This is a genomic window from Kineococcus sp. DHX-1 (genome assembly GCF_042473625.1).
Taxonomy (GTDB): domain Bacteria; phylum Actinomycetota; class Actinomycetes; order Actinomycetales; family Kineococcaceae; genus Kineococcus.
This window is the reverse complement of record NZ_CP170445.1, coordinates 4,362,044-4,388,307: the sequence shown is the minus strand read 5'-3', so window position 1 is coordinate 4,388,307 and position 26,264 is coordinate 4,362,044. Positions and strand designations below refer to the sequence as shown.

Sequence of the window (26,264 nt, the reverse complement as noted above, 5' to 3'; positions counted from 1 at the left end):
AGTACGGTGCTCGGATTGTATACGTTCGGCTGCTGAGTCCGACCTGCGAGAGGTTCGCGATGACTGCTCGACCAGCACTGCTCCGTCTCCTGCCCCGTGCCCTGCCCCCGTTCGTGGTCGTCCCCGTCCTGGCGCTGGCGGCCTGCGTCCCCGTCCAGCCCGTCGGCGCGGCACCCGAGCGCGAGGACGTCACCGGCGTCGCGATCGGCGACCGTCCCGTCCGCGACGGCGGCGACCTCGTCATGGCCCTGTCGGCCGAACCCGACCGGCTCGACCCGACCACGTCGTCCTCGCTCTACACGCGCTACGTGATGAACGCGATCTGCGAGAAGCTCTACGACATCGACGCCGAGGGGAACCTCGTCCCGCAGCTCGCCGCGGCCCTGCCCACGACGTCGTCCGACGGCCTCACCGTGACGATCCCCGTCCGGACCGGCATCCGGTTCGCCGACGGCACCCCGCTCGACGCGGCGGCCGTCGTCACCACCCTGGAACGGAACCTGACCCTCGAGACGAGCACGCGCAAGAGCGAACTCGGACCCGTGGACTCCGTGGAGGCGGCCGACCCGTCGACCGTCGTCGTCCGCTACAAGTCGCCGTTCGCCCCGCTCACGGCCTCCCTCGCCGACCGCGCCGGGATGGTCATGTCCCCGACGGCGCTCGCGGAACGGGGCAAGGACTTCGGCGACCACCCGACGTGCGTCGGGCCCATGAAGTTCGTGGACCGCGTCCCCCAGACGTCGATCACCGTCGAGCGCGACCCGGACTACTACGCGGCCGACCAGGTCCACCTCGACAGCATCACGTACCGGATCATGACGGACGCCAACATCCGCGCCGCGAACCTGCGCTCCGGCGACGTCCAGGTCGCCGACAGCCTGTCCCCGCAGGACGTCGACGCCCTCCAGCAGGAGAAGGGCATCGGCCTGCTGCAGACCGGCTCCTTCGGCTACCAGGGCGTCACGTTCAACCTCGGCAACACGGCCGGCGTCGGGAAACCCCCGGGCCGCATCGACACCCCGCTCGCGACGGACCCCCGCATCCGCGAGGCGTTCTCCCTCGCCGTCGACCGCCAGGCCCTCGTGAACTCGGTGTTCAACGACTGGTACGAACCGGCGTGCTCGTTCATCTCCCCGGACAGCACCTACGCGACCGAAGCGTCGGACGCCTGCCCGCCGCACGACCCGGCGCGGGCCAGGGAACTGCTCACCGAGGCCGGCGTGGAACTGCCGTACCGGATCAAGGTTTCGGCGTCGAACACCGCGGACACCCTCCGGCTCTCGCAGGCGTTGCAGGCCAGCGTCCTGGAGGCCGGGTTCCAGCTGGAGATCGAACCGGTGGAGTACTCCACTCTCCTCGACCAGCAGTCCTCCGGCGACTTCGAGGCCGTCCAGCTCGGCTGGTCCGGCCGCGTCGACCCGCACGGGAACTCCTCGAGCTTCCTCACCACGGGAGCGGGGAACAACTACTCGGGCTACTCGAACCCCGAGGTGGACGCCCTGCTCAAGCGGGCCGCGCAGAGCACCGACCCCGCCACGCGCGCAGACCTCTACGGGCAGGTCGTGACGACCGTCCAGCGGGACAACCCGATCGTCTACCTCTACCGGGTGCGCAGCATCACCGGGTACGTCAGTTCCGGCGAGGACGCCGTCGCCGGCGTCGACACCTTCGCCGACGGCGTCGTCCGCCTCGGACGCGCCGCCTTCCTCCAGGAGAGTGAGTGATGGGACGTTTCCTGTTGTCCCGGCTGTGGCAGAGCGTCGTGACGCTCGTGCTCGCCTCGATGGTCGTCTTCGCCGGGGTCCGCGCCCTCCCGGGTGACCCCGCTCTCGCCGTCGCCGGTGAGGAGGCGACACCGGAGGCGCTCGCCGCCGTGCGCGCCGACCTCGGCCTCGACCAGCCCGTGTGGGTCCAGTACTGGAAGTTCCTCACCAACGCGTTGACGGGTGACCTGGGAACCTCGGTCCGCACCGGCACCCCGGTCACCGAGCTCATCGGCGCGACGCTGCCGGTGACGGTCTGGCTGTCGGTCTACGCCATGCTCTTCGCGGTCGTGTTCGGACTGGCGATGGGGGTCGTCGCGTCCGTCCGCCGGGGCACCTGGGCCGAGGCCGGCGTCAACGGCCTGTCCCTGCTCGGGCTGTCGGTGCCGAGCTTCTGGCTCGGGTTGCTCGCGATCCTCTACCTCGCCGTGGGCACCGGCTGGTTCCCCGCCTCGGGGTACGTCTCGCCGGGGGAGGACCCGCTGCGCGCCCTGCACCACCTGACGCTGCCGGCCGTCATCCTCGGCGCCGGGATCGCGGCCGTCGTCATGCGTCAGACGCGGGCCTCGATGCTGCAGAACCTCTCGGCCGACTACGTCCGCACGGCTCGCGCCAAGGGGGCCTCCCGCTCGGCCGTCGTCCTGCGCTTCGCGCTGCGGAACTCCCTCGTCGTCGTCGTGACGCTCGTCGGGTTGCAGCTCGGCGGTCTGATCTCCGGTGCCGTCGTCACCGAACGCATCTTCGGCCTCCCGGGTTTCGGCAAGCTGACGCTGGACTCGGTGTTCAGCCGCGACTACCCCGTGATCGAGGGCGTCGTCCTCGTCGTGACCCTCGCCTACGTCGTCATCAACCTGGTGGTCGACCTCCTCTACACCGTCCTCGACCCGCGCATCCGCGTCGCCGGAGGTTCCCGATGAGCCAGACCGTCCAGGCCGCCGACCGCCTCGAGGTGGACCTCGGGTCCAGCCGCGGTGTCGTGCTGCGGCGCATGCTGCGCAACCCCGCCGGCGTCGTCGGCACGGTGCTGGCCGCGCTCGTCGTGCTGGCCGCGCTGCTGGCCCCCGTGCTCGCGCCCTACCCGCCCACGCAGGTCCACTTCGAGACGCCGTTCCAGGTCCCGCGCACCGTCGGGTTCTGGCTCGGCACCGACGACCTCGGCCGCGACGTGATGTCCCGCATCCTCTTCGGCCTGCGTGCCTCGCTGCAGGTGGCGCTGTTGGCCGTCGTGCTGTCGGTCGTCGTCGGCACGCCCTTGGGTCTGGCCGCCGGCTACTGGCGCGGGCTGGACGCCGTCGTCTCGCGCGTCACCGACGTCGTCCTCGCGTTCCCGTTCCTCGTCCTGGCCGTCGGGCTGGCCGCCATCCGCGGTGCGAGCCTCGGGAACGCCGCGATCGCCCTGGGCATCGCCCACGTCCCGCAGGTGATCCGCGTCGTGCGGGCCGAGACGCTGCGGCTGCGAGGGGCGGAGTACGTGCTCGCGGCCATGACGATGGACGCCTCCGGGGTGCGCATCCTCGCCACCCACGTGCTGCCCAACGCGGTGCCCTCGATCGTCGTGCAGGCCACGGTCATCGTGCCGGCCGTCGTCATCGGCGAGGCCCTGCTGTCCTTCCTCGGCCTCGGCATCCAGCCGCCCACGCCGAGCCTGGGCATCATGCTGTCCGACGCCCAGCAGTACATCTTCCGGGCGCCGACGGCGGCGCTGTTCCCGGGCCTGGCGATCGTGCTCGTGTGCCTGGCCTTCAACCTGTTCGGCGACGCCCTGCGCGACGCCCTCGACCCGAGCGGAGACCACCGGTGAGCTTCACGCCCCCGACCGACCACACCACCCGGCCCACCCTGCGCGGCACGTTCGGCATGACGGCCTCGACGCACTGGCTCGCCTCCGCCACGGGGCAGTCGGTGCTGGAGCGCGGCGGGAACGCCTTCGACGCGGCCGTCGCCGCGGCGTTCGTCCTGCACGTCGTCGAACCCCACCTCAACGGACCCGGCGGCGACATGACGGGCGTGTTCGCCACCGCCCAGGACCCGACCCCCGTCGTCCTCAACGGCCAGGGCCCGGCGCCCGCGGCCGCGACGATCGAGCACTACCGCGCCGAGGGCCTCGACACCGTCCCCGGGGCCGGCGGCCTCGCCGCGGCCGTCCCCGGTGCCGTCGACGCGTGGATGGTCCTGCTGCGCGACCACGGGACGTGGGAACTCGCCGACGTCCTCGAACCCGCCATCGGGTACGCCCGCGACGGGCACCCCGTCGTCGGCCGCGTCGGCACGACCATCGCCTCGGTGGCCGACCTGTTCCGCGAGCACTGGCCGAGCTCGGCCGCGCTGTGGATGCCGCAGGGCCGGATCCCGCAGCACGGGGACGTCATCACGAACCCCGCCTGGGCGCGGACGCTGCAGCGGCTGGTGGACGCGGGGAAGGACGCCGGCACGCGGGTCGACCGCATCGAGGCGTTCCGCCGCGAGTGGCGCGAGGGTTTCGTCGCCCGTGAGGCCGTCGAGTTCCTCCGCACCCCGCACCGGCACTCCTCCGGCACCGACCACGCCGGGGTCCTGGAGGTGTCCGACTGGGCCGGGTTCTCCGCCGGGTACGAGGAGCCGACGACGATCGAGTTCCGGGGGACGACGGTCGCCAAGACCGGGCCCTTCGGTCAGGGGCCCGTGCTGCTGCAGGCCCTGCGGATCCTCGACGGGTTCGACGACGCCGACCTGGACCCCTCGACCGAGCGCGGCGCGCACACCGTCCTCGAAGCGCTCAAGCTGGCCCTCGCCGACCGCGACGCCTGGTACGGCTCGGCCGCGGACCCCGAGGTCCTGCGCGAACTCCTGTCCGAGGAGTACGCCGCGACCCGCCGCGCGCTCATCACCGACCGGGCCTCGCACGAGTTCCGCCCGGGCAGCCCCGGTGGGCGGACGCCCCACGTGCCGCCGCTGCGCACCGACGCCCCGTCGGCCGTCGGCGTCGGGGAACCCACCGTGGGCGAGCCGACCGTCGAGGCCACCGGTACCACCCGCGGTGACACCTGCCACGTCGACGTCGTCGACCAGTGGGGGAACGTCGTCTCGGCCACGCCCTCCGGCGGGTGGCTGCAGTCGTCCCCGACGGTCCCGGAACTCGGGTTCTGCCTGGGGTCGCGCTTGCAGATGACGTGGCTGGACGAGGAGTCCCCGTCCGCGCTGCGCCCGGGGGAGCGTCCCCGCACGACGTTGACCCCCACGCTCCTGCTGCGCGACGGGGTTCCCGTCGAGGCGCTGGGAACCCCGGGTGGCGACCAGCAGGACCAGTGGCAGCTGCTGTACCTGCTGCGCACGATCGTCGGCGGGTACGACCCGCAGCAGGCGATCGACGCGCCGGCCCTGCACACGACGTCCATGCCCGGGTCGTTCTGGCCGCGGACCTGGACTCCCGGCGGCGCCGTCGTCGAGGGACGGCTCGGGGACGACGTCATCGCCGGCCTGGAGGAACGCGGGCACGTCGTGACGCGCTCGGGCGACTGGTCGCTGGGCCGGTTGTCCTGCGCCGGGCGGGATCCCGGGACCGGTGTGCTGCACGCGGCCGCGAACTCCCGCGGGGCCCAGGGCTACGCGGTGGGGCGGTGAACGGGGTGACGAACCTGCTGGAGGTCGAGGGCCTCGAAGTCGCCTACGGCGCCACGACGGTCTTGCACGGCGTCGACGTGACCGTCCGGCGCGGGCACCGCGTCGCCGTCGTCGGGGCGTCCGGGTCGGGCAAGTCGACGACCGCCGCCGCCGTCCTGGGCTTGCTCCAGGGCGCCGGTCGCGTCACCGGGGGCCGCGTGGTCGTGGCCGGCGACGACATCACGGCCGCCCTGCGCGGCCGGGACGAGAACCGGTTGCGGCGCCTGCGGGGGCGGCAGATCGGACTGGTCCCGCAGGACCCGATGTCGAACCTCAACCCGTCGGCCCGGGTCGGCCGGCAGGTCGCCGAGACCCTCGTCATGCACGGCCTCGCCAAGGGTTCCGCCGCACGCGACCGCGCCGTGGAACTGCTGGAGGAGGCCGGCATCCCCGACGCCGGCCGCCGCGCCAAGCAGTACCCGCACGAGTTCTCCGGTGGGATGCGCCAGCGCGTCCTCATCGCGATGGCGCTGGCCGCCGAACCCGAACTCCTCATCGCCGACGAACCCACGTCGGCGCTCGACGTGACGGTGCAGCGGCAGATCCTCGACCACCTCGACCGGCTCACCACCGCGCGCGGGGCGTCGCTGCTGCTCGTGACGCACGACCTGGCGCTGGCGGCCGACCGGTGCGACGACGTGGTGGTGATGTCCGACGGCCGGGTCGTGGAGACCGGTCCGGCGGCACAGGTGCTGCGGGCACCGAGCGCGGAGTACTCCCGCGCCCTCGTCGCCGCCGCCCCCGCGACGGCCGGGCGCACCGCGCCGCGGGAGCTGCCGGAACGCACGCGCGAGGACGTCCTCGTGGTCGAGGACCTGGTGAAGGAGTACCGGATCCGGGGTCAGCGGGAGAAGCTCAGGGCGGTGGACGGGGTGTCGTTCAGCGTCCCGGCCGGGACGACCACGGCCGTCGTGGGGGAGTCGGGGTCGGGCAAGACGACGACGGCCCGGCTCGTCCTCGGGCTCGAGGAGCCGACGAGCGGGCGGATCGCCGTGGACGGCGGTCGCCGCGACGTGCAGCCGGTGTTCCAGGACCCGTTCGGGTCGCTGGACCCGACGAAGACCCTGGAACGCCTCATCGACGAGCCCCTGCGCATCGCCCGCGTCGGCGACCCCCGCAGCCGTCGCGCCCGGGTCGGGGAACTCCTGGACCAGGTGTCGCTGAGCCGCACGCTGGCCCAGCGCCGTCCGTCGGAACTGTCCGGGGGGCAGCGCCAGCGCGTCGCCATCGCGCGGGCCCTGGCGCTGAACCCCAAGGTCGTCGTCCTCGACGAGGCGACGTCCGCGCTCGACGTCCTCGTGCAGCAGCAGGTGCTCCGCCTCCTGGAGCAGCTGCAGGAGGACCTGGGCCTGACGTACCTGTTCATCACCCACGACCTCGCCGTCGCCCGGCACCTGGCCCACCAGGTCCTCGTGATGCGGTCCGGCCGCGTCGTGGAGCAGGGCATGATCGGGGACGTGTTCGAGAACCCGCGCGAGGAGTACACCGCCCAGCTGCTGTCGGCGATCCCCGGCCGCCTGGCGGCCTGAGGTGGGGGCGTCGGCGGAACGCGTCGTCGAGCACCTGCGGCGCGACGTCCTCGGCGGGTTCTTCCCGCCGGGGACGCGGCTGACCGAGACGGCGCTCGTCGACCGCTACGGCACCTCGCGGGTGCCCGTGCGCGAGGCGCTGCGCGCGCTGGCCGGTGAGGGTTTCGTCGAGCTGCGGCCCAACGCCGGCGCCCGCGTCGCCGAGGTCCCCGTCGACGACCTCGCCGACCTCTACTCGGTGCGGTGCGTCGTGGAGGAGATCACCGCGGGTCGCTGCGCCCGCCGGGTCGCGGCGGGCGAACGTCTCGTCGTCGACGAACTGACGGAGATCGTCGAGGCGGGGTTCGCCGCGCTCGACTCCGGCGACCCCGTGCTCGGCGCGGAACTGAACTCCCGGTTCCACGGGTCGGTCGCCCGGTTGTCGGGGTCGCACAGCATGGCCCTCGTCCTGCGCCGCGTCAGCGAGCAGATCCAGTGGGCCTACGCCACCACCGTCCCCCAGCAGGGCCACCGCGCCTGGACCGAGCACCGGCGGATCGTCGCCGCCATCGCCACCGGGGACGAGGCGAAGGCCGGGCGCGCGATGGTCAAGCACGTCGAGACGTCGCGGCGGGGGTTCGCGCGGGGGTAGGCGGCGCGACCGCGTGCCAGCGCTGCAGCCATCGTCCGCACGAGGCCTCCGGGACGGCGTGTCGACGGCGTGTCGCCGGATGGATGCAGCGCTGGCACGCGGTGTCCACCTCGCAGCGATCCTCAGGCGGCGCCCTGCTCCTTCGAGCACCACCACGTCGTCCGCCCACCGACCGTGGCCCGCACCATCGGAGCGCCACACCGGGGACAGTGCTCGCCGGACTTGCGGTGCGGGATGACCTCGCCCGTGTGGACACCGCCGTGCTTCACCGCGTGCCGGATGCCGGCCCGCAGCTGCCGGCGCAGCTCGTCGAGTTCGGAGGTCCGCAGTTCTCCCGCCGGGCGACGCGGATCGAGGTGCGCCCGCCACAGCACCTCGTCGGCGAGCAGGTTCCCGATGCCCGCGACGATGGACTGGTCGAGCAGCCGCGCCTTGAGGGGGGCCGTCCCGCGGCCGACGCGTTCGCGGAACTCCTCGCGCTCGACGTGCTCGGCGTCCGGGCCGAGGGCGGACAGGTCCGGGTCGAGGCGTACCCGGCCGAGCCGCCGCTTGTCGAGCAGACGCAGGGTGCCGCCGTCGGCGAACGTCAAGGTGAAGCGGTACCACTCGTCCTTCTGGACACGCGGCATCTTCGGCGTTCCCTCGTAGTCACCGCCGACGACCCGCTCGCCCTCGGCGGACGTGATGACGATGCGCCCGCTCATGCCGAGGTGGATGCCGAGCGCAGGCCCGTCGCCGGAGGTGTCGCACCACATCGACTTCCCCTGCCGGTGCGCCGCGGTGAGCGAGCGCCCCACGAGAGCCTTCCGCAGGTCGCCGGGCTGGTGGGGGCGGCACTCGTAGGTGTCGTTGTCGTCGACGTCCGCGATCTCGCGGTGCAGACCGCCCGCCTCGACGACCTGGCGGGCCGATTCGACCTCGGGGAGTTCGGGCACCCGCGGAACGTAACCGAGGCGCCGCCCCGCCGCCCGCCGACGTCCCGCACGCGCGGGCGGGACGCACCTAGAGTGCCCGGGTGCGGAAACGGTGGGGCGCGGTGCTGGCGGCGACGGCCCTCCTGGCCGCGGGGTGCGGGGGCGACGAACCGGAGGCCCCGGCACCGCAGCCGGTGACGATCGCGGTCGCGGGCGACGTCCACTTCGCCGGCACGAGCGAGAAGGCCCTGGAACCCGGTGGTCTGGAGGCGATCGCCCCGGTCCTGTCGCGGGCCGACCTGACCGTCGTCAACGTCGAGACCGCGATCACCGAACGCGGGAGCGCGGCGGGCAAGCAGTACACGTTCCGTGCGCCCGCTGAGGCGCTGGGCGCGTTGAAGGACGCCGGTGTCGACGTCGCGGCCATGGCGAACAACCACAGCCTCGACTACGGACGCACCGGGTTGACCGACACCATCGCGGCCGGCGAGGCGGAGAAGCTGCCGATCATCGGGCTCGGGGAGGACGCCGACGCCGCGTTCGCGCCGCACCGGGTCACGCTGAAGCACCACCGGATCGCCGTCTTCGACGCGACCCAGGTCCTCGACTCCTCGCTGGCGAAGGCGTGGACGGCGACGGACGCGCAACCGGGTCTGGCGTCGGTGCAGACCGCGGCCGGGGCGGCGCGGCTGGTCGCGGCGGTGAAGGCCGAACGGTCCCGCAGCGACTCGGTCGTCGTCGTCCTGCACTGGGGCAAGGAGCAGCAGGACTGCCCCACCGACGCCCAGCAGACCATCGCGCACGACCTCGTCGCGGCCGGGGCGGACGCCGTGGTCGGCTCGCACGCGCACGTGCAGCTCGGTCAGGGGTTCCTGGAGGCGGGCGGTCGCAAGGGGTTCGTCGACTACGGCCTCGGGAACTTCGTCTTCTACGCCAAGAAGGCCGAGGCCGTGGAGACGGGTGTCCTGGAACTCACGCTGCCCGGGACGGGCGGGGTGTCGGCCGCACGCTGGGTTCCCGCGACGATCCGGTCCGGCGTGCCCGTTCCGCTCAGCGGGGACGACGCCGACGAGGCGGTGCAGCGCAAGGAGTCCCTGCGGTCCTGCACCGACCTCGCGGCGTCGTGACGGAACCCGTCGTCAGGCGCGGGTCTCCGGCAGGAACGGGTAGTCGGTGTACCCCTCCGGGCCCGTCCCGTAGGACGTGGACGCGTCGAGCACGTTCTCGGGGTGGCCACCCTGCCAGCGGGCGAGGAGGTCCGGGTTCGCCATGACGGCGCGGCCGACCGCCACGACGTCGGCGACACCGTCGGCGAGGTAGCCGGTCGCCTCCTCGCGGGTCGTCACGGCGGCGAAACCGGTGTTCACCATGAGCGGGCCGGCGAAGCGCTTGCGCAGACCCTGCACGAACTCGCCCGCGGGTTCGGCGTGCAGGACGCTGAGGTAGGCGAGGCCCAGCGGCTGGAGCTGCTCGACGAGGTGGGTGTAGGTCGCCTCGACGTCGGCGGGGTCCTTCTCCCAGGCGTCCTGGATGTTGTGCGCGGGGGAGATGCGGACGCCGACGCGGCCGGCGCCGATCTCGGCGGCCACGGCCTGGGCGACGCGGACGGTCAGCCGGGCGCGGTTCTCCGGCGACCCGCCGTACTCGTCGGTGCGCTGGTTGGCGCCCGGCGCGAGGAACTCGTGGAGCAGGTAGCCGTTGGCGCTGTGGATCTCCACGCCGTCGATGCCGGCGTCCACGGCGCGGCGCGAGGCGGCCACGAAGTCGGCGACGACGTCGTCGATCTCGGCGGCGGTCAGCGCGTGCGGGACCGGGTACGGCTTCTTGCCCAGCGGGGTGTGCGCCTCGCCGGACACGGCGATCGCGCTGGGGGCGACGATGCGGTCGGTGCCGGTGATGTCGGTGTGCGAGACGCGCCCACCGTGCATGACCTGCACGACGATGCGACCGCCGGCAGCGTGCACGCCCTCGGCGACCTTGCGCCACCCCTCCTGCTGCTCGTCGGTGACGAGACCGGGTTGGCCGGGGTAGGAGCGGGACTCGTGGCTCGGGTAGGTGCCCTCGGAGACGATGAGACCCACGCTGGCGCGCTGGGAGTAGTGCTCGACGAGCAGCTCGTTGGGGATGCCCTCGGCGCCTGCGCGGGTGCGCGTCAGGGGGGCCATCACGAGGCGGTTGGGCAGGGTGAGGTCGCCCAGGGCGACGGACGAGAACAGATCCATGTGCAGCTGCAACAACCGGACTCCAGTCCGGATTCCCGCCCCCGTAGAGTTCACCCTCGTGTCCGGTGTCCTCGTCGCGATCACGTGCGCGCTGTGCCTGGTCGGGTGCGCGTGGGCGGTGGTCACCGTCGCCCGCGACCGGCGCGTCGGCCGAGCCCTCCTGACCGCGCTCGCGGTGGTCGAGCTGTCGGTCCTCGTCACCGTCGTCGACGGCTTCGCGGCCCTGGCCACCGGGACGCGACCGGTCGAGCTCGCGACGTCGATCGCCTACCTCGTCGTGGCGCCGTTCATCCTGCCCGCCGGCACCTTCTGGGCCCTGGCCGACCGCTCGCGGCCCAGCACGCTCGTGCTCGCGGTGGCCTGCTTCGCCCTCGTCGTCATCGCCTACCGCGCGTTCCTCCTCTTCGCGGTGACCCGGTGAGCGCCCCGGACGCGGCGCCGCGCCGGACGACCGGGCTGGGGCGCGTCCTCGTCGCCCTGTACGCGGTCTTCGCCATCGCGGCTCTCTCGCGCGCGAGCGTCCAGATCGCCACCGACTTCCACACCGCGCCGCTGGCGTACCTGCTGTCGGCGTTCGCGGGAGTCGTCTACGTGCTGGCGACGGTGGGGCTCGGGCGGTCCGGAGCGCGCTGGCGCCGGGTGGCGTGGGTGGCGTGCAGCGTCGAGCTGCTCGGCGTGCTGACCGTCGGCACCCTGAGCCTCGCCGACGCGCAGGCGTTCCCGCGCTCGACCGTGTGGTCCGGGTACGGCTCGGGCTACGTCTTCATCCCCCTCGTCCTGCCGGTCCTCGGGCTGGTCTACCTGCGGCGCGAGTCGCGAGCGGCCTGAGCCCTCCGTCTCACGCGGTGGGTGTCCCCGCGTGCACCTCGGTGACCCCCGGCAGCTCCCCGAGGCCGGCCGCCAGCGCGGTCGCCGACCCGCGTCCCTGCACGGACAGGTCGACGCGCACGGCGTGGGCACCCGGGACGACCGTCGTCTCCAGCGCCGTCACCGCCCACCCCGCGCGGGTGCAGTGCGCCATGACGTCGCGCAGCACCCCGCGCCCGTCGAGGTAGGTGCAGGACACGGCCTGCTCGCTCGGGGCCCGCCGGGCCAGTCTCTGTGCCAGCGGGGTCAGGCCGTAGAGCACCAGGAAGTGGCCCAGCGTGCACAGCACGGCGAGCAGCGGGAGCCCCGCCGCGGCCGACATCCCGACCGCGGCCGTGAGCCAGATCGTCGCGGCCGTCGTCAGCCCCCGCACGGCGTCGCGGCGGACGAAGATGACGCCCGCGCCGAGGAACCCCAGCCCCGAGGCCACCTGTGCCGCCACGCGTGACGGGTCGAGCTCGATGCGCCCGGTGGCCAGGACGTCGGTGAAGCCGTACTTGCTGACGAGCAGGAAGAGCGCCGCACCGAGGCCGACGATCGTGTGGGTGCGCAGCCCGGCCGACTTCTGCCGCACCTCGCGCTCGAAGCCGATGAGCGCCGACAACCCGAAGGCGAGGCCCAGCTCGCCGACCTGCAGCCACCCCTGACCGGTGTCCTCGCCGAACCACATGGCAGCGACGATGCCACACCCGGGCATGATCTCGGCGAAGCTATTCACTCAGTACATACACCTGGTGTACGTTTCCGCCATGTCGCTCGTCGAGCTGCACCTGGCGCTCCTGTCGTCGGGACCCGCGCACGGGTACGACCTGAAGAGGGAGTACGACGCGTGGTTCCCCGACGCCAAGCCGCTGCCCTTCGGGCAGGTGTACGCGACGCTCGGGCGGCTGGTCCGCGACGGTCTGGCCCAGGTGGTCGAGACGCGTTCCGAGGGGGGGCCGGAACGCACCGTCTACACGGTCACCGACGCGGGTCGGGCGAGGTTGCGGGAGTGGCTGGCCGAGCCGGCCCCGCCCGCGGTCTCCGGGACGGAGGACCTCGTGCGCAAGACGGTGGTCGCCTTGCGCACGAGGGACCCGGACCGGCCGGTGAGCGCTGTCGTCGGTGACCAGCGCGCTGCGCACCTGCGCCGCCTCCGGGCGCTCGCGAGCGCCGACCCCGCCGTGGCGGGGGAGGACCTCGGGTCCCGGCTGGCCCGCCGCTACGCGGCCCTGCACCTCGACGCCGACCTGCGCTGGCTGGACGAGGCCGCCGCCGCGCTCGAGTCGCGTCCCCACCACCCCGACCAGGAGGGTCCCCGATGAGCCTGTCCCACGACGAGAACACTCGTCCCGGTCCGGTGATCGCGCTCCGTGCCGTGAGCCACGCCTACTCCCGGACCCCCGCGCTGCGCGAGGTGTCGCTCACCGTGGAACCGGGCGAGGTCGTGGCCGTCACCGGACCCAGCGGGTGCGGCAAGTCGACCCTGCTGCACGCCGCGGCCGGGCTGCTGGAACCCCAGGCGGGGTCCGTCGAGCTCCTCGGCACCGACCTGCAGGGCCTCGACGAGGCGGGACGTGCCGTCCTGCGCCGCCGCGACGTGGGGATCGTCCTGCAGTACGGCCAGCTCGTCCCGGACATGACGCTGGAGGACAACGTCGCCCTGCCGCTGCTGCTGGACGGCGGCGACCTCGCCGCGTCCCGCACCGCGGCCCGGGACGCGCTGGCGCGGGTGGGGTTGGAACAGGCCGGGCAGGCCGTCCCCGAGGAGCTCTCCGGGGGCCAGGCCCAACGGGCCGCGATCGCCCGTGCCCTCATCACCTCCCCGAAGCTCCTCCTCGCCGACGAACCCGTCGCGAGCCTCGACGCCGTCGCGGCGCAGGACGCGCTCGACCTCATGCTGTCGGTCGCCCGCCGCGACGGGGGTGCCGTCGTCCTCGTGACCCACGACAACCTGGTCGCCGCCATGGCCGACCGCGAGGTCCGCCTGCGGGACGGCCGCGTCGACCGCGAGACGGTGCTCCGGTGAGCGCGGGACTGCTCACCACTCGTCGCGCGCACGCCTCGCGGCTCCAGCCGGCTGCCGTGCGGTCCATGACGGCCGTGCGCTCGTCCACCGACCGCCTGCGGTCCCGGGTCACCGCTGCCGCGGCCGGCGGTGTCGGGGTCGCCCTGATGATCGCCGCGTCCGCCGCGACGGTCCGCGACGACGTGCTGATCGGGGCATCGGTCTCGACGGGCAGCGACGGCGTCGAGGTCACCGAGGACCTGTACCAGGCCTCGGGTGGGCTGGCTCCCTTCCTCGCCGAGCCCGGGCTGCGGCCGGGGTTCACGATCGCGGCCGTCCTCCTCGTCCTGCCCTTCCTCGCCCTGGCCGTCCAGGCCGTCCGCGTGGGACGGGTCGTGGACGAGCGGCGCAGCCGCCGGCTCCTGCTCGCCGGGGCGACGTGGGCGGACGTGCGGACGCTGCGCACCGCCCGCACCCGCGCCGCGTTCCTCCGGGGTGGTCTGGCGGCCGGACCGCTGTACCTGCTGTTGTGGCTCGTCCTGGGGTGGGCGCTGCCGGCGGGATCGCGGCTGCTGCCGCCGCTGCACCCCGCCATGCTGCTGGCGTGGCTCGCGGTCGTCGGCGCCCTCGTCCTGGCGGCACGCGTGCTCGCCGTCCTGGGTTTCCGTCGCGAGGAACGACTCAGCTGGGGCGGGGCCGGGGCTGGGGTCCCGTCGCGGGCCTTCGTCCTGCTGACCGCCCTCGGTGGGGTGGCGGTGGTCGTCGCCGGTCCTGCGCTCGCGCGGAACGACCACGTCTTCCCCGTGGTCCTCGTCCTCGCCGTGGTCCTGTTCCTGCTGGCCGCCGGTGGGGGTGCGGCGCGCTCCGCGGCGGGGACGGTGCGACGCCCGGACCTCTCCACTGCGCCGACCGTTCCCCCGGCACCGGCCAGAACGCGGACCCGCCGGTGGCGTGACGTCGCGGCCCACCTGCTCGCCGACGCGCAGCGCCGCGGCAGCACGGCGGCCATCACCGGGACCGCCGGCGTCCTGTTCGTCTGCGGGCTGTCCTTCGGGGTCGCGTCCTCGCTGGCGGCCGAGCTCCTCGTGGAGCGCCTCGGCAACGCCGACTACGACCAGAGCGGTCTCGGCTTCTACCTCACCGGGTTCGGCCTGGTCGCGGTCGTGGGGGCCGTCGGGGCGCTCGTCGCGGTCGCGGCCCTCCTGCTGAGCCTCACCGACCACCTGCTCGGGAACCGCCGGGCGGTGGCGTCGGTCGCCGCTCTCGGAGTGCCGACGCGTCGTCTCGTGCGCGTCCAGGCGATCGCGTTGCAGCGCACCGCAGTCCCGGCCGTCGTCATCGGGACCGTGGTCGCCGTCGTCCCGTACACCTTCGGACTCGTGGTGACCGTCGTGGACCTGGGCCAGTGGTCCCCGTTCGTGCTCCTGCCGGTCGCCGCGGTGGTCGTCGTGGGAGTCGTCACGGCCGCGGTGTGCGAACTCCTGGCGCACCTGCTGGCGGGTCGGGTCCGGCAGGCGGCGGCGCTGGAGAACCTCCGGGTCCCCTGACCCGGAACCGTCCGTGTCCTGGTGCCCGCGGGCGCCGTCAGCAGTCGAGGGGGAGTCGTCGTGGTGGGTCACTTCCGGGGATGTCGGCACGAGGGGGACGGGGGTGTCCTCAACGTCCCGAACCTCGTCACGGCGGGACGGACCGTGGGCAGCCTCGTCTGCGCGGCCGTCGCGATCCTCGACGGGTCCGAACTCTGGCTGGCGGTCGCGCTCGCGGTGTACTGGACCGGCGACATCGCCGACGGGGCACTGGCCCGGCGGTTGAACCAGGAGACGACGCTCGGGGCGGTCTTCGACATCGTCTGCGACCGCGCGTGCGGTGCCTGCTTCTTCCTCGGATGGGCTGCGCTGCACCCGGAGACCGCGCTCGTGGTGGTGCTGTTCCTCGCCGAGTTCATGGTCGTCGACTTCCTGCTGTCCTTCAGCTTCTACCTGTTCCCGATCAACAGCCCGAACTACTTCGGCGCGGTCGACCGGCGGGTGTTCCTGCTGAACTGGTCGAAGGTGGCGAAGTCGCTCAACAGCGGTCTCATCGCCGTGCTGCTCCTGACGGACGTCGCGCTGTGGGTCCCCGCCGGCATCGCGACCGTCCTCATCGCGGTGAAGAGCTACTCGCTGCTGCGCACGTCCCGGTTGCCGCGCCGGCGCGACGCCGACTGCGTGGTGACGGGTGGCCTGTTCGCGGTCGCCGCGCCGTGAACCCCCTCGTCGAGACGGCGTCCCTCCTGGGCCTGTCCTTCGTCTCGGCAATGACCCCCTTCGTCAACGCGGAGGCGGCCCTCGTCGCCTCCCAGGCCCTGCACGACCCGCTGCCGTGGCTGCCCGCGGCGCTCGCGGCCGCCGTCGGACAGATGGGGGCGAAGTACCTGTACTTCCGGCTCGGGTGGTGGCGGTCGTCGGCGGAGCGCACGAAGCCCCTGCCCCGGTGGCGCCGGCGGCTGACCGAGTGGAGCGGTGCGATGCTCACGCGGGGGAGGTGGCGCGGGATCGCCGTCCTGGGCCTGAGCTCCTCCGTCGGGCTGCCACCGCTCCTGCTGGTCAGCGTGAGCGCCGGGCTGGCGCACATGCGGACTGTCGACTTCCTCGTGGTGGGCGTCCTGGGACGGGCCGTCCGGTTCGCGGCCGTGCTGCTGGGGGCGGGGCAGCTCGTCCACTGGATCCACGTCCCGGGGCTGGGCTGACCCCTCACCGGTCCGCGTCGAAGAACTCCCGGGCGTCGTGCAGCCCCTTCGTGTTCTCCCACGGGCCGTCGATGCCCGTCCGGTCGTCGCTGACCACCCGGCGAGCGAAGTAGTCGGCCTGCACCGCCCAGCGCAGTTCGTGCAGGACGTCGAGCCCGCGGTCGACCTCGGCCACCCCCAGCGCGCCCGTGGCGAGGTACGCCTCGACGAGCGATGCGGCCCGCGGGGGGCCTCCGCGGTAGAACGCGGCGCTGGCGAGGTCGTACAGGAGCGGGCCGGGTTCCGCGCTGGACCAGTCGATGAGTCCGCACTCGTCCCCGCGCACCAGGAACGCGCCCGGTTCGGGGTCCCCGTGGAGCACACCGCAGGTCAGCGGTTCCCCGGTGGCGACGAGGTCGGCGTACCGGGCCAGGGCGGTGCGCACCGCTGGGCGCACCCAGGGTTCGACGTCGAGGTGCGCCGCCCCGGGGTCGACCCACGCCGGAAAACCGTGCTCGGGACCGGGGAGCGTGAGGGCCCGGTGAGCGCGTCCTAGCGTCGCGCCGACGACCGCCTGCTCGCGGTCGTCGGCTCCCGGCAGGGGAGTGCCGTCGACCCACCGCAGCAGGGCGACCGTCCCGACGCGCAGGTCCCCGTCCCGCGTGGGTTCGGGGGCGCCGGCCGGGATCCCGGCCGCGTCCACGACCTGCGCCGCTCTCAAGCCGCGGACGAACCCCGCCTCGCCCGCCGCGTCGACGGACTTGGCGACCCAGCGGCCGCCGGGCCCGGTCACCGACCACGTCGCCGAGTTCATGCCGCCGGGCAGTGGCGTGACCTCGACGGGACCCACGGCCCAGTGCCGGGCCACCAGCCCGCGGACGTCGTCGACGGTGAGCACCCCGGCACGGTAGGCGCCGGGGTGCCCCGCCGACCACGGGATTCCGGGGTCAGCGCGCGGTGGCGAGCTCTCCCGGGTGCAGGACGACCTTGGTCCAGCCGTCCTCGCGCCGGTCGAACGTGCCGTACGCCGAGGCCGCCTCGGTGAGGTCGAGCTCGTGGCTGACGATGAAGCCCGGCGTCGCCACACCCGCGGTGATGAGGTTCCGCAGCTTCACGTTGTACGCCTTGACGTTGCACTGGCCGGTGCCCATCGACTGGCCCTTGAACCAGAACGTGCCGTAGTCGAACGCGATCTTGCCCTGCTTCGACAGTTCGTCCTTCGCGCCGGGGTCCTGCGGCAGGTACACGCCGACGACGCCGATCCCGCCCGTGGCCTTGACGACCTGGACGAGCTGGTTGAGGACCATCGACGCGTCCTCGTTCCCGGAGGCGTCGTGCGCCTGGTAGCCGATGGCCTCGACGCCGCGGTCGACGCCCCGGCCGCCGGTGGCTTCCATGATCTGCTCGACCGGGTCGCCGGCAGAGTAGTCGATCGGGGTCGCCCCGGCCTTGCGCACCAACGCGAGGCGGTCGGGCTGGCGGTCGACGACGAACACCTCGGCGGCGCCACGGATGCGGGCGGAGTGGGCGGCCATCAGGCCGACCGGTCCCGCACCCCACACGACGACGGAGTCACCGGGCTGGAACCCGGACAGCTCCACCCCGTGCCAGCCGGTGGGGAAGATGTCCGACAGCATCGTGTAGTCGAGTTCCTTCTCGGTGCCCTCGGGCAGCACGAGGGCGTTGAAGTCCGCCCACGGCACCCGCAGGAACTCCGCCTGGCCGCCGGCGTACTCGCCCATCGCCGCGAAGCCGAAGGCCGCGCCCGCCGTCCCGGCCTGGTTGGCCCGCAGGCAGAACCCGGTCTTGCCGGCGACGCAGTTCTCGCAGGAACCGCAGCCGATGTTGAAGGGGAGGCTGACGCGGTCGCCGACCTTCAGCCGGTCGACACCGGGGCCGACGGCCTCGACGATCCCCATGTTCTCGTGGCCGAGCACACGCCCGGTCTCCATGTCGGTGCGGCCCTCGTACATGTGCAGGTCCGAACCGCAGATGTTCGTGGACGTGATGCGGACGACCGCGTCGGTCGGCTGCTCGATGCGGGCGTCGGGGACGTCCTGCACCGAGACGTCGAACGCGCCGTTGTAGACCAGTGCCTTCACGGGTTTCTCCTCAGGTGGGTGGTGGTCGCGACAACGGGGCGTCACCTCGGTCGTTCCCGGTGACGCCCCGCTGCTGGAGCTGTGGTGGTGCTGGTGGTCAGGACGCCAGGAACTCGAGGAGGACGCGGTTGAACTCCTCGGCGTGGCTGACGTTGAAACCGTGGGGGGCGCCCGCCACGACGTGCAGCCGGCTGCCCGGGACCGCGACGTGGGTGAGGGCGCCGGAACCCTCGAGCGGGACGATCGCGTCGGAGTCGCCGTGGATGACCAGGGTCGGCACCGTGACCTTCGGCAGGTCCTCGCGGAAGTCGGTCGTGCCGAAGGACTCCATCGCCTTCAGCGCAGCCTTGTGGTCGGCCTGCTTCGTCAACGCGATCGCGTCCTGGCGCTGGGCCTCGGTGACCTTCAGGACGCCGTCGACGGAGAAGAAGTTCGTGACGAAGCCGTCGTAGAAGGAGTCCTCGTCGGCCTTGAGGCCGGCCTCCATCTCGTCCGCGAGGTCCTTCGTCAACGGTCCCTGCGGGTTGTCGTCGGTCTTGGCCATGTAGGGCGGCACGGCCGCGGCGAAGACGACGCTGTGCAGGCGTCCGGTGCCGTGGTTGCTCACGTACCGCGCCACCTCGCCGCCGCCCATCGAGAAGCCGACGAGGGTGACGTCGCGCAGGTCGAGCTGCTCCAGGAGGGCGTGCAGGTCCTCGGCCAGGGTGTCGTAGTCGTAGCCGCTGCGGGTCTTGTCGCTGCGGCCGAAACCGCGCCGGTCGTAGGTGACGACGCGGTACCCCGCGGCGGCCAGGGCCGGGACCTGCTCCGACCACGATGCGCCGGACAGCGGCCAGCCGTGGATCAGCACGACGGGACGACCGCTCCCCCCGGTGTCGTCGACGTGCAGGTTCGTGTCCTTGAACAGTCCGTGGTGGGCCGTGACCTCGGTCATCCTGGTTCCTCCAGATGGGTGGGCGGTCAGTGCGGGTCTCCCCGTCGCCGGGGTCGACGCTACGAAGGCGGTGGCGGGTCCGCGCGCTGAAACCTGCGGTCGTGCACGGAACGCGGTCTGGTTGGCTGGCCCCGTGCGCGCCCTCTTCCCCGATCTGCCGTCCGACTCGCCCGCCACCTGGGGGCCCGCACGCACCGAGGACGGTGCGGCGATCGCCGAGCTGCGCGCCGTCGTCCTGCGGCCGAGCCTGGAACGTCTGGGCAGGTACGACGACGTCCGGGTCCGGCAGAGGTTCCTGTCCTCCTGGTCGCCCGAGCGCACCCGCGTCCTCGCGGGCCCTGAGGGCACGGTGGGGTCCCTCGCCCTGCGTCCGGCGGACGACGGGGTGTGGCTCGAGCACTTCTACCTCGGCCCCTCGCTGCAGGGCCGGGGTCTGGGCACGCGCGTCCTGCGGGCCGTCACGGGGCAGGCGGACCGCACGGGGACCGTCCTGCGCCTCGACGTCCTGCGGGGCAGCGACGCCCGCCGCCTGTACGAGCGGCACGGTTTCGTCCTCGACCACGAGGACCCCGTCGACGTGTTCCTCCGCCGCGACCCCGGACCCGGAATCTCCTCGACGGGGCGGCCGGCCGTGGGTACCGTCGAGGGGTGCTGACGATCCCGCGCACCGGGTGGCAGCCGCTGTAGCAGCGGCTGCGACGACCACCTGTCCCCAGCCGCCCACGGCGGCTCCGGGCAGTGCGACGTCCCGGGGCCGGGCGGTGGGCGGCGTCCACCACCTCCAGGAGCACCCCGTGTCCCACCCCTCCACCTCCCTCGAGAACGCCCTGCGCCGCAGCGCGGAACTGCACGCGCAGGTGCGCGCCGATCCCGGCCGGTTCCGCGTCGTGACCGGCGACCGCCCGACCGGCCCCCTCCACCTCGGCCATCTGCTGGGAACCCTGGCCAACCGCGTCGCGCTGCAGCGCAGCGGGGTCGAGGTGTTCGTGGTCATCGCCGACCTGCAGGTCAGCACCGACCGCGACGATCCCGGTGACGTCCGCGGGAACGTCCGCGAGGTCCTGCTCGACAACCTGGCCGCCGGGCTGGAACCGGCGACGAGCACGGGCGGTGGCGGTGCACCGGTCTTCGTCCACAGCGCCGTCCCCGCCCTCAACGAACTGCTGCTGCCGTTCCTGGCCCTCGTCACCGTCGCGGAACTGCAGCGCAACCCCACGGTGCGGGCCGAGGCGGCGGCCGCCAGGGAACGCGGAGCCGGCCGGGGCGTCAGCGGCCTGCTGCTCACCTACCCCGTGCACCAGGCCGCCGACGTCCTGTCCTGCGGCGCGAACCTCGTCCCCGTCGGGCAGGACCAGCTGCCGCACCTGGAGGTGGCGCGGACGGTGGCCCGGCGTTTCAACGACCGGTACGGCGCGGGGGAACTCCTGTTGACCGCACCGGAGGCGCTGCTGTCGGCGGCGCCCCTGCTCCTGGGGACCGACGGCCGGAAGATGAGCAAGAGCGGCGGCAACGCGATCGCCTTGCGCGCGACGGAGGACGAGACGGCCCGGCTGGTCCGGTCGGCGACGACCGACTCCGAGCGGCGCATCACCTACGACCCGGTCCGCCGCCCCGAGGTCTCGAACCTGCTGCTGACGGGGGCGCTGTGCTCCGGCACGACACCGGAGGTGCTCGCCGAGGAGGTCGGTGCCGGCGGTGCTGCCCGCCTCAAGGCCGTCGTCACCGACGCCGTCAACGAGCACCTGCGTCCCCTGCGCCGCCGGCGCCGGGAGCTCGCAGCCGCGCAGGACCACCTGCGCGACGTCCTCACCGAGGGCGCCCGGCGCGCGAACGCCGAGGCGGAGCGGACCCTGGCGCGGGTCCTGGCCGCGACGGGAGGGTGAGGCCCGCCCCACGGCGTGCGCCCGGTCCTCGCCCCGTGGCACGGTGCCGCGGTGACCCGCCGCCAGCTCCAGCAGTTCCTCGCGGTGCTCGAGCACGGCAGCCTGGCGCGGGCGGCCGCAGCCATCGGGACGGCGCCCGCGAGCCTCGCCCAGTCCCTGACGGCCCTCGAACGCGAGGTCGGGGCCGCGCTCGTGCACCGGCTCCCGCACGGGACCGTGCCGACGGGGGCGGGGACCGCCTTCGCCCCGCACGCGCGGGCGACGCTGCGGGCCCTGTCGGCCGACGTCGTCGCGGACCCGGCGGGCGGCGACCGGTTGCGCGGAGACCTCGACCTCGTCGCCGACCCGGTGCTGGCCGTCGACCCGGGGGCCGGGCTCCTGGGCAGGTTCCGCACGGCCCACCCGGACGTCCGCGTGCGCTTCGACGTGCCCGACGACGCGGAGGAGGTGCAGCGCCACCTCGCGGACGGGCGCGCCGAGGTGGCCTTGACCTACCTGCCCCTCGAGCCGGCCCCGCACGGCCGGCACCCCCGTCCGGCCGAGGTCCTCTCCCTGGGGTGGCAGGAACTGCACCTCGTGCTTCCGCCGGGAACGCAGGACCTGCCCGACCCCCTGGCCCTCGAGCGGCTCGGCCCGCGCGACGTCGTCGACGTACCCGGCAGCCGGTGGCGGGATGTCGTGCGCGCCCGGCTGGACGGGGGGACCCCGGGGGGTGCGGGCTGGCGGGTCGCCGTCCGCACGGTGCACCGCGAGGCCGTCGTGCCGCTGGTCCTGGCCGGCGCGGGGGTCGCGTTCACGGCGGGCGCGGCGTGCCGTTGGGCGGAGCAGCAGGGAGCCGTGGTGCGCCGGCTCGACCCGCCCCTGCGGTTGGAGGTGGGTCTCGTCCACCACGGACCGGCCTCACCCGTGGTGGCGGCACTCCTGCGGGCGGCGCGCGCGTGACGTCGCCCTTCGAGACCGAACGCGACGCGCGGTTCTTCCTCGCCGTCGTCGACGAGGGCGGCATCACCGCGGCCGCCGCGACGCTGTTCGTCGCGCAACCCTCGCTGTCGCAGGCGGTCCGCGTCCTGGAACGGCGCACCGGGCGGGACCTGTTCGAGCGGACGCCCCGGGGGACGGTGCCGACGGCGGCCGGGCGGGCGCTGGTGCCGGTCGCCCGGGCCGTGCTGGACCGGGCGCGGGCCGGGCGCGAGGCCGTCGCCGACGTGGCCGCCCTGCGGGCCGGGACGCTGCGCCTCGTCGCCCACGCCTCGGTCGCCGCGGACCCGCTGGCCGCGGCGGTGGGCGAGTTCCGCCGGCGCCACCCGGGGGTCGACGTCGTGGTGGAGGACGCGCGCGACGACGACGCCCTGGTGCGGCGGCTGGCGGCCGGGGACGCAGACCTCGCGGTCGTGCACCTGCCGCTGCCCGAGCACCCCGCGCTGGTGGTCCGGGAGCTCGGCCGGCAGCAGGTGCACGCCGCCTTCGCACCCGGCACGGACCTGCCGCCCGGCCCCGTCACCCTCGACGACCTGCGCCCGCACCCCCTCGTCGCGCTCCTGCACGGGGGATCGGCCCGGCGGGCCGTCCGCGACGCCCTGGAGGTCGCCGGTCAGGTCGCCCCCGGCGGCACGTGGCACGCCCGCGTCAGCACCCCCCGCGTCGGCGCGGCCATCCCGCTCGTCCTCGCCGGTGCCGGGGTCGCGCTCGTCGGCGACTGGTACGCCCAACGCATCGCCGACCTCGGCGGCGTCGTCCGCCCCCTGGACCCGCCCGTGCACAGCCCCTACGGGACGGTGCGGCGGCGGGAGGGGACCGGACCCGTCGCGGCGGCGTTCGCGGACCTGCTGGCGGTCCGCTGCCGCTGAGCCGCAGCGGGTCTCAGCGGCCGGTCCAGACGGGGGCGCGGCGCTCGGCGAAGGCGCGTGCGCCCTCGGCGGCGTCGGAGGACGTGAGCACCTCGCGGACCAGGGCGTCCTGGCGGCGGAACCCCTCGGACTCCTCGACGTCCAGCGCTTCGTGCAGGACCCGGGTCACCGCCCGCACCGCCAGCGGAGCGCCGGCCGCGATGCGGTGGGCCAGGTCGAGCGCGGCGACGAGGGCCTCCCCGGGCGGGGTGAGACGGGTGAGGAGGCCGTACCGCTCGGCGCGCTCGGCGGGCAGGGGCTCGCCCGTGAGGAGGAGTTCGGCCGCGACCGCGCGCGGCAGGGCCTTCGGCAGGCGCAGCATCCCGCCCTCGGGCGCGACGATGCCGCGGGTCACCTCCGGAAGCCCGAACCGGGCGTCGGCGGCGGCCACCACGAGGTCGCAGGCCAGAGCGAGTTCCGTGCCCCCGCCCAGGGCCCACCCCTCCACGGCGGCCACGAGGGGCTTGGTGCGGCGGGAGCGGGTGACGCCGGCGAAACCCCGGTCCCCCACCACGGGGCTCTCACCGCGCGCGAACGCCTTGAGGTCCATGCCCGCGCAGAACGTCCCGCCCGCTCCCGTGAGGACACCCACCCGCAGGTCGGGGTCGTCCTCGAGGCGGTCGAGAGCGTCCGCCAGCGCCCGTGCGGTGGCGGCGTCGACCGAGTTCTTGGCCCGCGGCCGGTCGATGGTGGCGACGAGCACGCCGCCGGTGACCTCGACGCGGACGGGTGTGCCGGTGGTCTGCTCGGTGCTCTGGTCGGGGGTGCTCACCGCAGGGCCGCCAGCCGCTCGGCGTCCCAGCCCAGTTCGGCCATGACCTCCTCGGTGTCCGCGCCGAGGGCGGGGGAGTGCCTGCGCACCCCGCTGGGCGACTCCGAGAACCGCACCGGGTCGCCGATGACGCGGTAGGCGCCCTCCTGCGGGTGCTCCTGGACGTCGAGGAGCCCACCCTGGGACCAGTAGTCGTGCTCGCCGGCGTGGTCGAGGTCCATGACGGGGGCGAAGGGGATGCTGTGCTCGGCGCAGATCTGCGACCACTCCTGCGTCGTGTGCGTCCGGGAGTACCGGCCGACCGCCTCGTAGAGGTCGCCGAGGTGGTCCTGCAGCGTCACCGCGTCCCAGCCCTCGACCTCCTCCGGGTGGCCGACCACGTCGAAGTACGCGACGACGTTCGCCCAGCTGTACGGGAGGATGCACGCGTGGCCGTCCTTCGTCGGCAGCGCCGCGTGACCGGGTTCCAGCGACCGCGGGAAACCCACCGGCCCGGCCTGCGGTTCGTACGCTCGGCCGCCGATGTGCTCGACCATCGTGAACGCGAACATGGTGTCCGCCATCGGCACCTCGACGCGCTGACCGCGGCCGGTCCGCTCGCGGCCCAGCAGCGCCGCCAGCACCGCGTACACGATCGTCAGGCCGCAGATCTTGTCGGCCATCGCGGTCGGGACGTAGTACGGGGTCCCGGTGACGCGCCGCATGAGGTCCACCATCCCGGACGCGGCCTGCACGACCTCGTCGTAGGCGGCGAGGTCCGCCGCGGCGGAGTCGGAGCGGAAACCCTGCGCGTTGCAGTAGACCAGGCGCGGGTTGGTCTCGGCGAGGTCCTCGTACGACAGGCCGAGCTTGGCCAGCGCCCGCGGCCGCATGTTCGTGACGAGGACGTCGGCGCTCGCGATGACGTCGAGAGCGGCCTGCTTGCCGGCCGGGGACTTCAGGTCCAGCCGGACGCTGCGCTTGTTGCGGTTGAGGTTCAGCGCCAGGGCGCCGGTGCTCTCCTCGTCGCGGCGCTGCAGCAACCGCATGACGTCCCCGGTGGGCGACTCGATCTTCACGACGTCGGCGCCGAGGTCGCCCAGCAGCTGGCACGCGTACGGGGCCATGATGACGGTGGACAGGTCGACGACGCGCAGGCCCTCGAGGTTCGGGGTCCCGGTGGGGTTCTCGGTGTTCTGGGTGGTCACGGTGGTGCTCCTCGGTGGTGTGGGGTTCCTCAGACGAACGCGCTGATGCCGGTGGCCGCGCGGCCGGTGATGAGGGAGTTCATGTCGCGGGTGCCCTCGTAGGAGTAGAGGGCCTCGGCGTCGGCGAAGAACCGCGCGACGCCGTGCTCGAGCAGGATGCCGTTGCCGCCCAGCACCTCGCGGGCCAGCGCGACGGTCTCGCGCATGCGGGTGGTGCAGAACATCTTGGCGAGGGCGGCCTGGGCGTCGGTCAGCCGGCCGGCCTCGGTGAGCTGGGCCATCCGGACGCACATCGCCTGCGCGGCGGTGGTGTTGCCCAGCATCGTCGACAGCTTGTCCTGCACGAGCTGGAACGAGGCGATCGGCTTGCCGAACTGCTCGCGCTGCACGGCGTAGCTGCGGGCCGCGCGGTAGGCGCCGACGGCGCACCCGGTGGCGCTCCAGGCCACCCCGCCGCGGGTGACCTTGAGGACCTGGGCGGTGTCGCGGAACGAGTTCGCCCCCTGCAGGCGGTTCGCCTCCTCCACCCGCACGCCGTCGAGGACGAGGTGGGCGTTCTGGACGCCGCGCAGCGAGATCTTGCCCTCGAGCACGGAGGCGCTGAAACCGGCCTGCCCCTTCTCGACGACGAAACCCTTGACCGAGTCGTCGGCCACGTCGCGGGCCCAGACGACGACCAGGTCGGCGAAGGTGCCGTTCCCGATCCACTTCTTCTCCCCGTCCAGGACCCAGCCGTCGCCGTCGCGGCGGGCGGTGGTGGTCAGGCCGCCGGCGGTCCCGGACCCGACGAGGGGTTCGGTGAGGCCGAAGGCGCCGACCTTCTCCCAGCGGGTCATGGCCGGCAGCCAGCGCTGCCGCTGCTCCTGTGACCCGCACACGCGGATCGAGCCCATCGACAGGCCCGAGTGGACGCCGAAGAACGTCGCGAACGAGGGGTCGACGGCCGACATCTCCATCCCGACGATGCCGTTGAGCAACGCGCTGCGGGCGGCGGTCCCGGTCTCGTCCTCCGGCAGTCCGGTGATGCCCAGCTCGGCGATGCGGGGCGCGAGGTGCACGGGGCTCTCGCCCTTCTCCCACAGCTCGTCGGCGTGGGGGGCGACCTCCTCGGCGAGGAACGTGCGGATGCGCTGCAGGACGGCCCTCTCCGCGTCGTCGAGGAGGTCCTCGACGTGGAAGAAGTCGCCGGCCACGGCGCCGGGGTCCAGGCTCTTGTGGGAACTCACGGTGGGTCTCTCCAG

27 protein-coding genes are annotated in these 26,264 nt (G+C 73.8%); 18 read left to right on the top strand and 9 right to left on the bottom strand.

Annotation, left to right across the window (positions count from 1 at the left end; translation table 11 throughout):
• The first annotated feature begins 59 nt into the window (after positions 1-59).
• Genes ACFEMC_RS21135 through ACFEMC_RS21110 form a run of 6 tightly spaced genes read left to right on the top strand, consistent with a single transcriptional unit; the run spans position 60 to position 7,562 of the window.
• Positions 60-1,724: an ABC transporter substrate-binding protein gene (locus ACFEMC_RS21135; protein ID WP_380171579.1), complete on the top strand. Its 1,665-nt coding sequence runs from the start codon at positions 60-62 to the stop codon at positions 1,722-1,724.
• Positions 1,724-2,680, top strand: a complete 957-nt coding sequence (locus tag ACFEMC_RS21130) for an ABC transporter permease (RefSeq protein ID WP_380171577.1) — start codon at positions 1,724-1,726, stop codon at positions 2,678-2,680. The genes ACFEMC_RS21135 and ACFEMC_RS21130 overlap by 1 nt, the downstream gene beginning before the upstream one ends.
• On the top strand, positions 2,677-3,564 hold the full coding sequence (locus ACFEMC_RS21125; protein WP_380171575.1) for an ABC transporter permease: 888 nt from the start codon (positions 2,677-2,679) through the stop codon (positions 3,562-3,564). The genes ACFEMC_RS21130 and ACFEMC_RS21125 overlap by 4 nt, the downstream gene beginning before the upstream one ends.
• Complete coding sequence (locus ACFEMC_RS21120) at positions 3,561-5,363, top strand: gamma-glutamyltransferase family protein (protein WP_380171573.1); 1,803 nt, start codon at positions 3,561-3,563, stop codon at positions 5,361-5,363. Before ACFEMC_RS21125 ends, ACFEMC_RS21120 begins: the two co-directional genes overlap by 4 nt.
• A 5-nt stretch (positions 5,364-5,368) precedes the next feature.
• Positions 5,369-6,931 carry a dipeptide ABC transporter ATP-binding protein gene (locus ACFEMC_RS21115; RefSeq protein ID WP_380171571.1) on the top strand — a complete coding sequence of 521 codons (1,563 nt, stop codon included), beginning with the start codon at positions 5,369-5,371 and terminating at the stop codon, positions 6,929-6,931.
• Between the two features lies 1 nt (position 6,932).
• Complete coding sequence (locus ACFEMC_RS21110) at positions 6,933-7,562, top strand: GntR family transcriptional regulator (RefSeq protein ID WP_380171569.1); 630 nt, start codon at positions 6,933-6,935, stop codon at positions 7,560-7,562.
• A gap of 122 nt (positions 7,563-7,684) precedes the next feature.
• Here ACFEMC_RS21110 and ACFEMC_RS21105 read toward each other — a convergent pair whose 3' ends face one another.
• Positions 7,685-8,497 (bottom strand): Fpg/Nei family DNA glycosylase, encoded by an 813-nt coding sequence (locus ACFEMC_RS21105; protein ID WP_380171567.1) that lies wholly within the window; start codon positions 8,495-8,497, stop codon positions 7,685-7,687.
• Between the two features lie 80 nt (positions 8,498-8,577).
• Here ACFEMC_RS21105 and ACFEMC_RS21100 point away from each other — a divergent pair, with 80 nt between their 5' ends.
• The gene (locus ACFEMC_RS21100) at positions 8,578-9,603 is read left to right on the top strand and encodes a CapA family protein (RefSeq protein WP_380171565.1); all 1,026 of its coding nucleotides are present in this window, start codon (positions 8,578-8,580) and stop codon (positions 9,601-9,603) included.
• A 12-nt stretch (positions 9,604-9,615) separates the two neighbouring features.
• On the opposite strand, the gene ACFEMC_RS21095 is transcribed toward ACFEMC_RS21100, so the two are convergent.
• A complete protein-coding gene (locus tag ACFEMC_RS21095; protein WP_380171563.1) occupies positions 9,616-10,698 on the bottom strand; it encodes an alkene reductase in 1,083 nt (360 codons plus the stop codon).
• Positions 10,699-10,756: 58 nt separating this feature from the next.
• Here ACFEMC_RS21095 and ACFEMC_RS21090 point away from each other — a divergent pair, with 58 nt between their 5' ends.
• On the top strand, positions 10,757-11,119 hold the full coding sequence (locus tag ACFEMC_RS21090) for a hypothetical protein (RefSeq protein WP_380171561.1): 363 nt from the start codon (positions 10,757-10,759) through the stop codon (positions 11,117-11,119).
• Positions 11,116-11,526 carry a hypothetical protein gene (locus tag ACFEMC_RS21085; RefSeq protein WP_380171559.1) on the top strand — a complete coding sequence of 137 codons (411 nt, stop codon included), beginning with the start codon at positions 11,116-11,118 and terminating at the stop codon, positions 11,524-11,526. The genes ACFEMC_RS21090 and ACFEMC_RS21085 overlap by 4 nt, the downstream gene beginning before the upstream one ends.
• 10 nt (positions 11,527-11,536) lie before the next feature.
• On the opposite strand, the gene ACFEMC_RS21080 is transcribed toward ACFEMC_RS21085, so the two are convergent.
• Positions 11,537-12,235, bottom strand: coding sequence for an MgtC/SapB family protein (locus ACFEMC_RS21080; RefSeq protein WP_380176893.1), 699 nt, complete (start codon positions 12,233-12,235; stop codon positions 11,537-11,539).
• Positions 12,236-12,314: 79 nt separating this feature from the next.
• On the opposite strand from ACFEMC_RS21080, the gene ACFEMC_RS21075 reads away from it, so the two are divergent.
• From ACFEMC_RS21075 to ACFEMC_RS21055, 5 genes are read left to right on the top strand one after another with little or no spacing between them, the layout of a single operon-like run.
• Positions 12,315-12,869: a helix-turn-helix transcriptional regulator gene (locus ACFEMC_RS21075; RefSeq protein WP_380171557.1), complete on the top strand. Its 555-nt coding sequence runs from the start codon at positions 12,315-12,317 to the stop codon at positions 12,867-12,869.
• The gene (locus ACFEMC_RS21070; protein WP_380171555.1) at positions 12,866-13,573 is read left to right on the top strand and encodes an ABC transporter ATP-binding protein; all 708 of its coding nucleotides are present in this window, start codon (positions 12,866-12,868) and stop codon (positions 13,571-13,573) included. Before ACFEMC_RS21075 ends, ACFEMC_RS21070 begins: the two co-directional genes overlap by 4 nt.
• Positions 13,570-15,099 carry a hypothetical protein gene (locus ACFEMC_RS21065; protein ID WP_380171553.1) on the top strand — a complete coding sequence of 510 codons (1,530 nt, stop codon included), beginning with the start codon at positions 13,570-13,572 and terminating at the stop codon, positions 15,097-15,099. Before ACFEMC_RS21070 ends, ACFEMC_RS21065 begins: the two co-directional genes overlap by 4 nt.
• A 60-nt stretch (positions 15,100-15,159) precedes the next feature.
• On the top strand, positions 15,160-15,798 hold the full coding sequence (locus ACFEMC_RS21060; protein WP_380171551.1) for a CDP-alcohol phosphatidyltransferase family protein: 639 nt from the start codon (positions 15,160-15,162) through the stop codon (positions 15,796-15,798).
• On the top strand, positions 15,795-16,280 hold the full coding sequence (locus ACFEMC_RS21055) for a hypothetical protein (RefSeq protein ID WP_380171549.1): 486 nt from the start codon (positions 15,795-15,797) through the stop codon (positions 16,278-16,280). The genes ACFEMC_RS21060 and ACFEMC_RS21055 overlap by 4 nt, the downstream gene beginning before the upstream one ends.
• Positions 16,281-16,284: 4 nt before the next feature.
• Here the strand turns inward: ACFEMC_RS21055 and ACFEMC_RS21050 are convergent, their stop codons facing one another.
• The 3 genes from ACFEMC_RS21050 to ACFEMC_RS21040 all read right to left on the bottom strand — a co-directional run bounded on the left by ACFEMC_RS21050 (position 16,285) and on the right by ACFEMC_RS21040 (position 19,295).
• A complete protein-coding gene (locus ACFEMC_RS21050) occupies positions 16,285-17,157 on the bottom strand; it encodes a phosphotransferase enzyme family protein (protein ID WP_380171547.1) in 873 nt (290 codons plus the stop codon).
• Positions 17,158-17,206: 49 nt separating this feature from the next.
• Positions 17,207-18,361 carry a glutathione-independent formaldehyde dehydrogenase gene (locus ACFEMC_RS21045; protein ID WP_380171545.1) on the bottom strand — a complete coding sequence of 385 codons (1,155 nt, stop codon included), beginning with the start codon at positions 18,359-18,361 and terminating at the stop codon, positions 17,207-17,209.
• A gap of 97 nt (positions 18,362-18,458) precedes the next feature.
• Positions 18,459-19,295, bottom strand: a complete 837-nt coding sequence (locus ACFEMC_RS21040; protein WP_380171543.1) for an alpha/beta fold hydrolase — start codon at positions 19,293-19,295, stop codon at positions 18,459-18,461.
• 133 nt (positions 19,296-19,428) lie between these two features.
• On the opposite strand from ACFEMC_RS21040, the gene ACFEMC_RS21035 reads away from it, so the two are divergent.
• The 4 genes from ACFEMC_RS21035 to ACFEMC_RS21020 all read left to right on the top strand — a co-directional run bounded on the left by ACFEMC_RS21035 (position 19,429) and on the right by ACFEMC_RS21020 (position 23,025).
• Entirely contained in the window at positions 19,429-19,950 is a 522-nt protein-coding gene (locus ACFEMC_RS21035) for a GNAT family N-acetyltransferase (protein WP_380171541.1), read from the top strand.
• Between the two features lie 139 nt (positions 19,951-20,089).
• Entirely contained in the window at positions 20,090-21,178 is a 1,089-nt protein-coding gene (trpS, locus tag ACFEMC_RS21030) for a tryptophan--tRNA ligase (protein WP_380171539.1), read from the top strand.
• Between the two features lie 51 nt (positions 21,179-21,229).
• Positions 21,230-22,120 (top strand): LysR family transcriptional regulator, encoded by an 891-nt coding sequence (locus tag ACFEMC_RS21025; protein ID WP_380171537.1) that lies wholly within the window; start codon positions 21,230-21,232, stop codon positions 22,118-22,120.
• Positions 22,117-23,025: a LysR family transcriptional regulator gene (locus tag ACFEMC_RS21020; RefSeq protein ID WP_380171535.1), complete on the top strand. Its 909-nt coding sequence runs from the start codon at positions 22,117-22,119 to the stop codon at positions 23,023-23,025. Before ACFEMC_RS21025 ends, ACFEMC_RS21020 begins: the two co-directional genes overlap by 4 nt.
• A gap of 13 nt (positions 23,026-23,038) precedes the next feature.
• Here the strand turns inward: ACFEMC_RS21020 and ACFEMC_RS21015 are convergent, their stop codons facing one another.
• Genes ACFEMC_RS21015 through ACFEMC_RS21005 form a run of 3 tightly spaced genes read right to left on the bottom strand, consistent with a single transcriptional unit; the run spans position 23,039 to position 26,249 of the window.
• Positions 23,039-23,836, bottom strand: a complete 798-nt coding sequence (locus ACFEMC_RS21015) for a crotonase/enoyl-CoA hydratase family protein (protein WP_380171533.1) — start codon at positions 23,834-23,836, stop codon at positions 23,039-23,041.
• Complete coding sequence (locus tag ACFEMC_RS21010; RefSeq protein ID WP_380171531.1) at positions 23,833-25,023, bottom strand: CaiB/BaiF CoA transferase family protein; 1,191 nt, start codon at positions 25,021-25,023, stop codon at positions 23,833-23,835. Before ACFEMC_RS21010 ends, ACFEMC_RS21015 begins: the two co-directional genes overlap by 4 nt.
• Before the next feature lie 29 nt (positions 25,024-25,052).
• On the bottom strand, positions 25,053-26,249 hold the full coding sequence (locus ACFEMC_RS21005; protein ID WP_380171529.1) for an acyl-CoA dehydrogenase family protein: 1,197 nt from the start codon (positions 26,247-26,249) through the stop codon (positions 25,053-25,055).
• Positions 26,250-26,264: the final 15 nt, after the last annotated feature.

Excerpts from the sequence above, each read along its gene's own strand:
- ACFEMC_RS21135 (WP_380171579.1), top strand. The coding sequence starts at position 60 with ATGACTGCTCGACCAGCACTGCTCCGTCTCCTGCCCCGTGCCCTGCCC.
- ACFEMC_RS21130 (WP_380171577.1), top strand. The coding sequence starts at position 1,724 with ATGGGACGTTTCCTGTTGTCCCGGCTGTGGCAGAGCGTCGTGACGCTC.
- ACFEMC_RS21125 (WP_380171575.1), top strand. The coding sequence starts at position 2,677 with ATGAGCCAGACCGTCCAGGCCGCCGACCGCCTCGAGGTGGACCTCGGG.
- ACFEMC_RS21095 (WP_380171563.1), bottom strand. The coding sequence starts at position 10,698 with ATGGATCTGTTCTCGTCCGTCGCCCTGGGCGACCTCACCCTGCCCAAC.
- ACFEMC_RS21080 (WP_380176893.1), bottom strand. The coding sequence starts at position 12,235 with ATGTGGTTCGGCGAGGACACCGGTCAGGGGTGGCTGCAGGTCGGCGAG.
- ACFEMC_RS21075 (WP_380171557.1), top strand. The coding sequence starts at position 12,315 with ATGTCGCTCGTCGAGCTGCACCTGGCGCTCCTGTCGTCGGGACCCGCG.
- ACFEMC_RS21070 (WP_380171555.1), top strand. The coding sequence starts at position 12,866 with ATGAGCCTGTCCCACGACGAGAACACTCGTCCCGGTCCGGTGATCGCG.
- ACFEMC_RS21040 (WP_380171543.1), bottom strand. The coding sequence starts at position 19,295 with ATGACCGAGGTCACGGCCCACCACGGACTGTTCAAGGACACGAACCTG.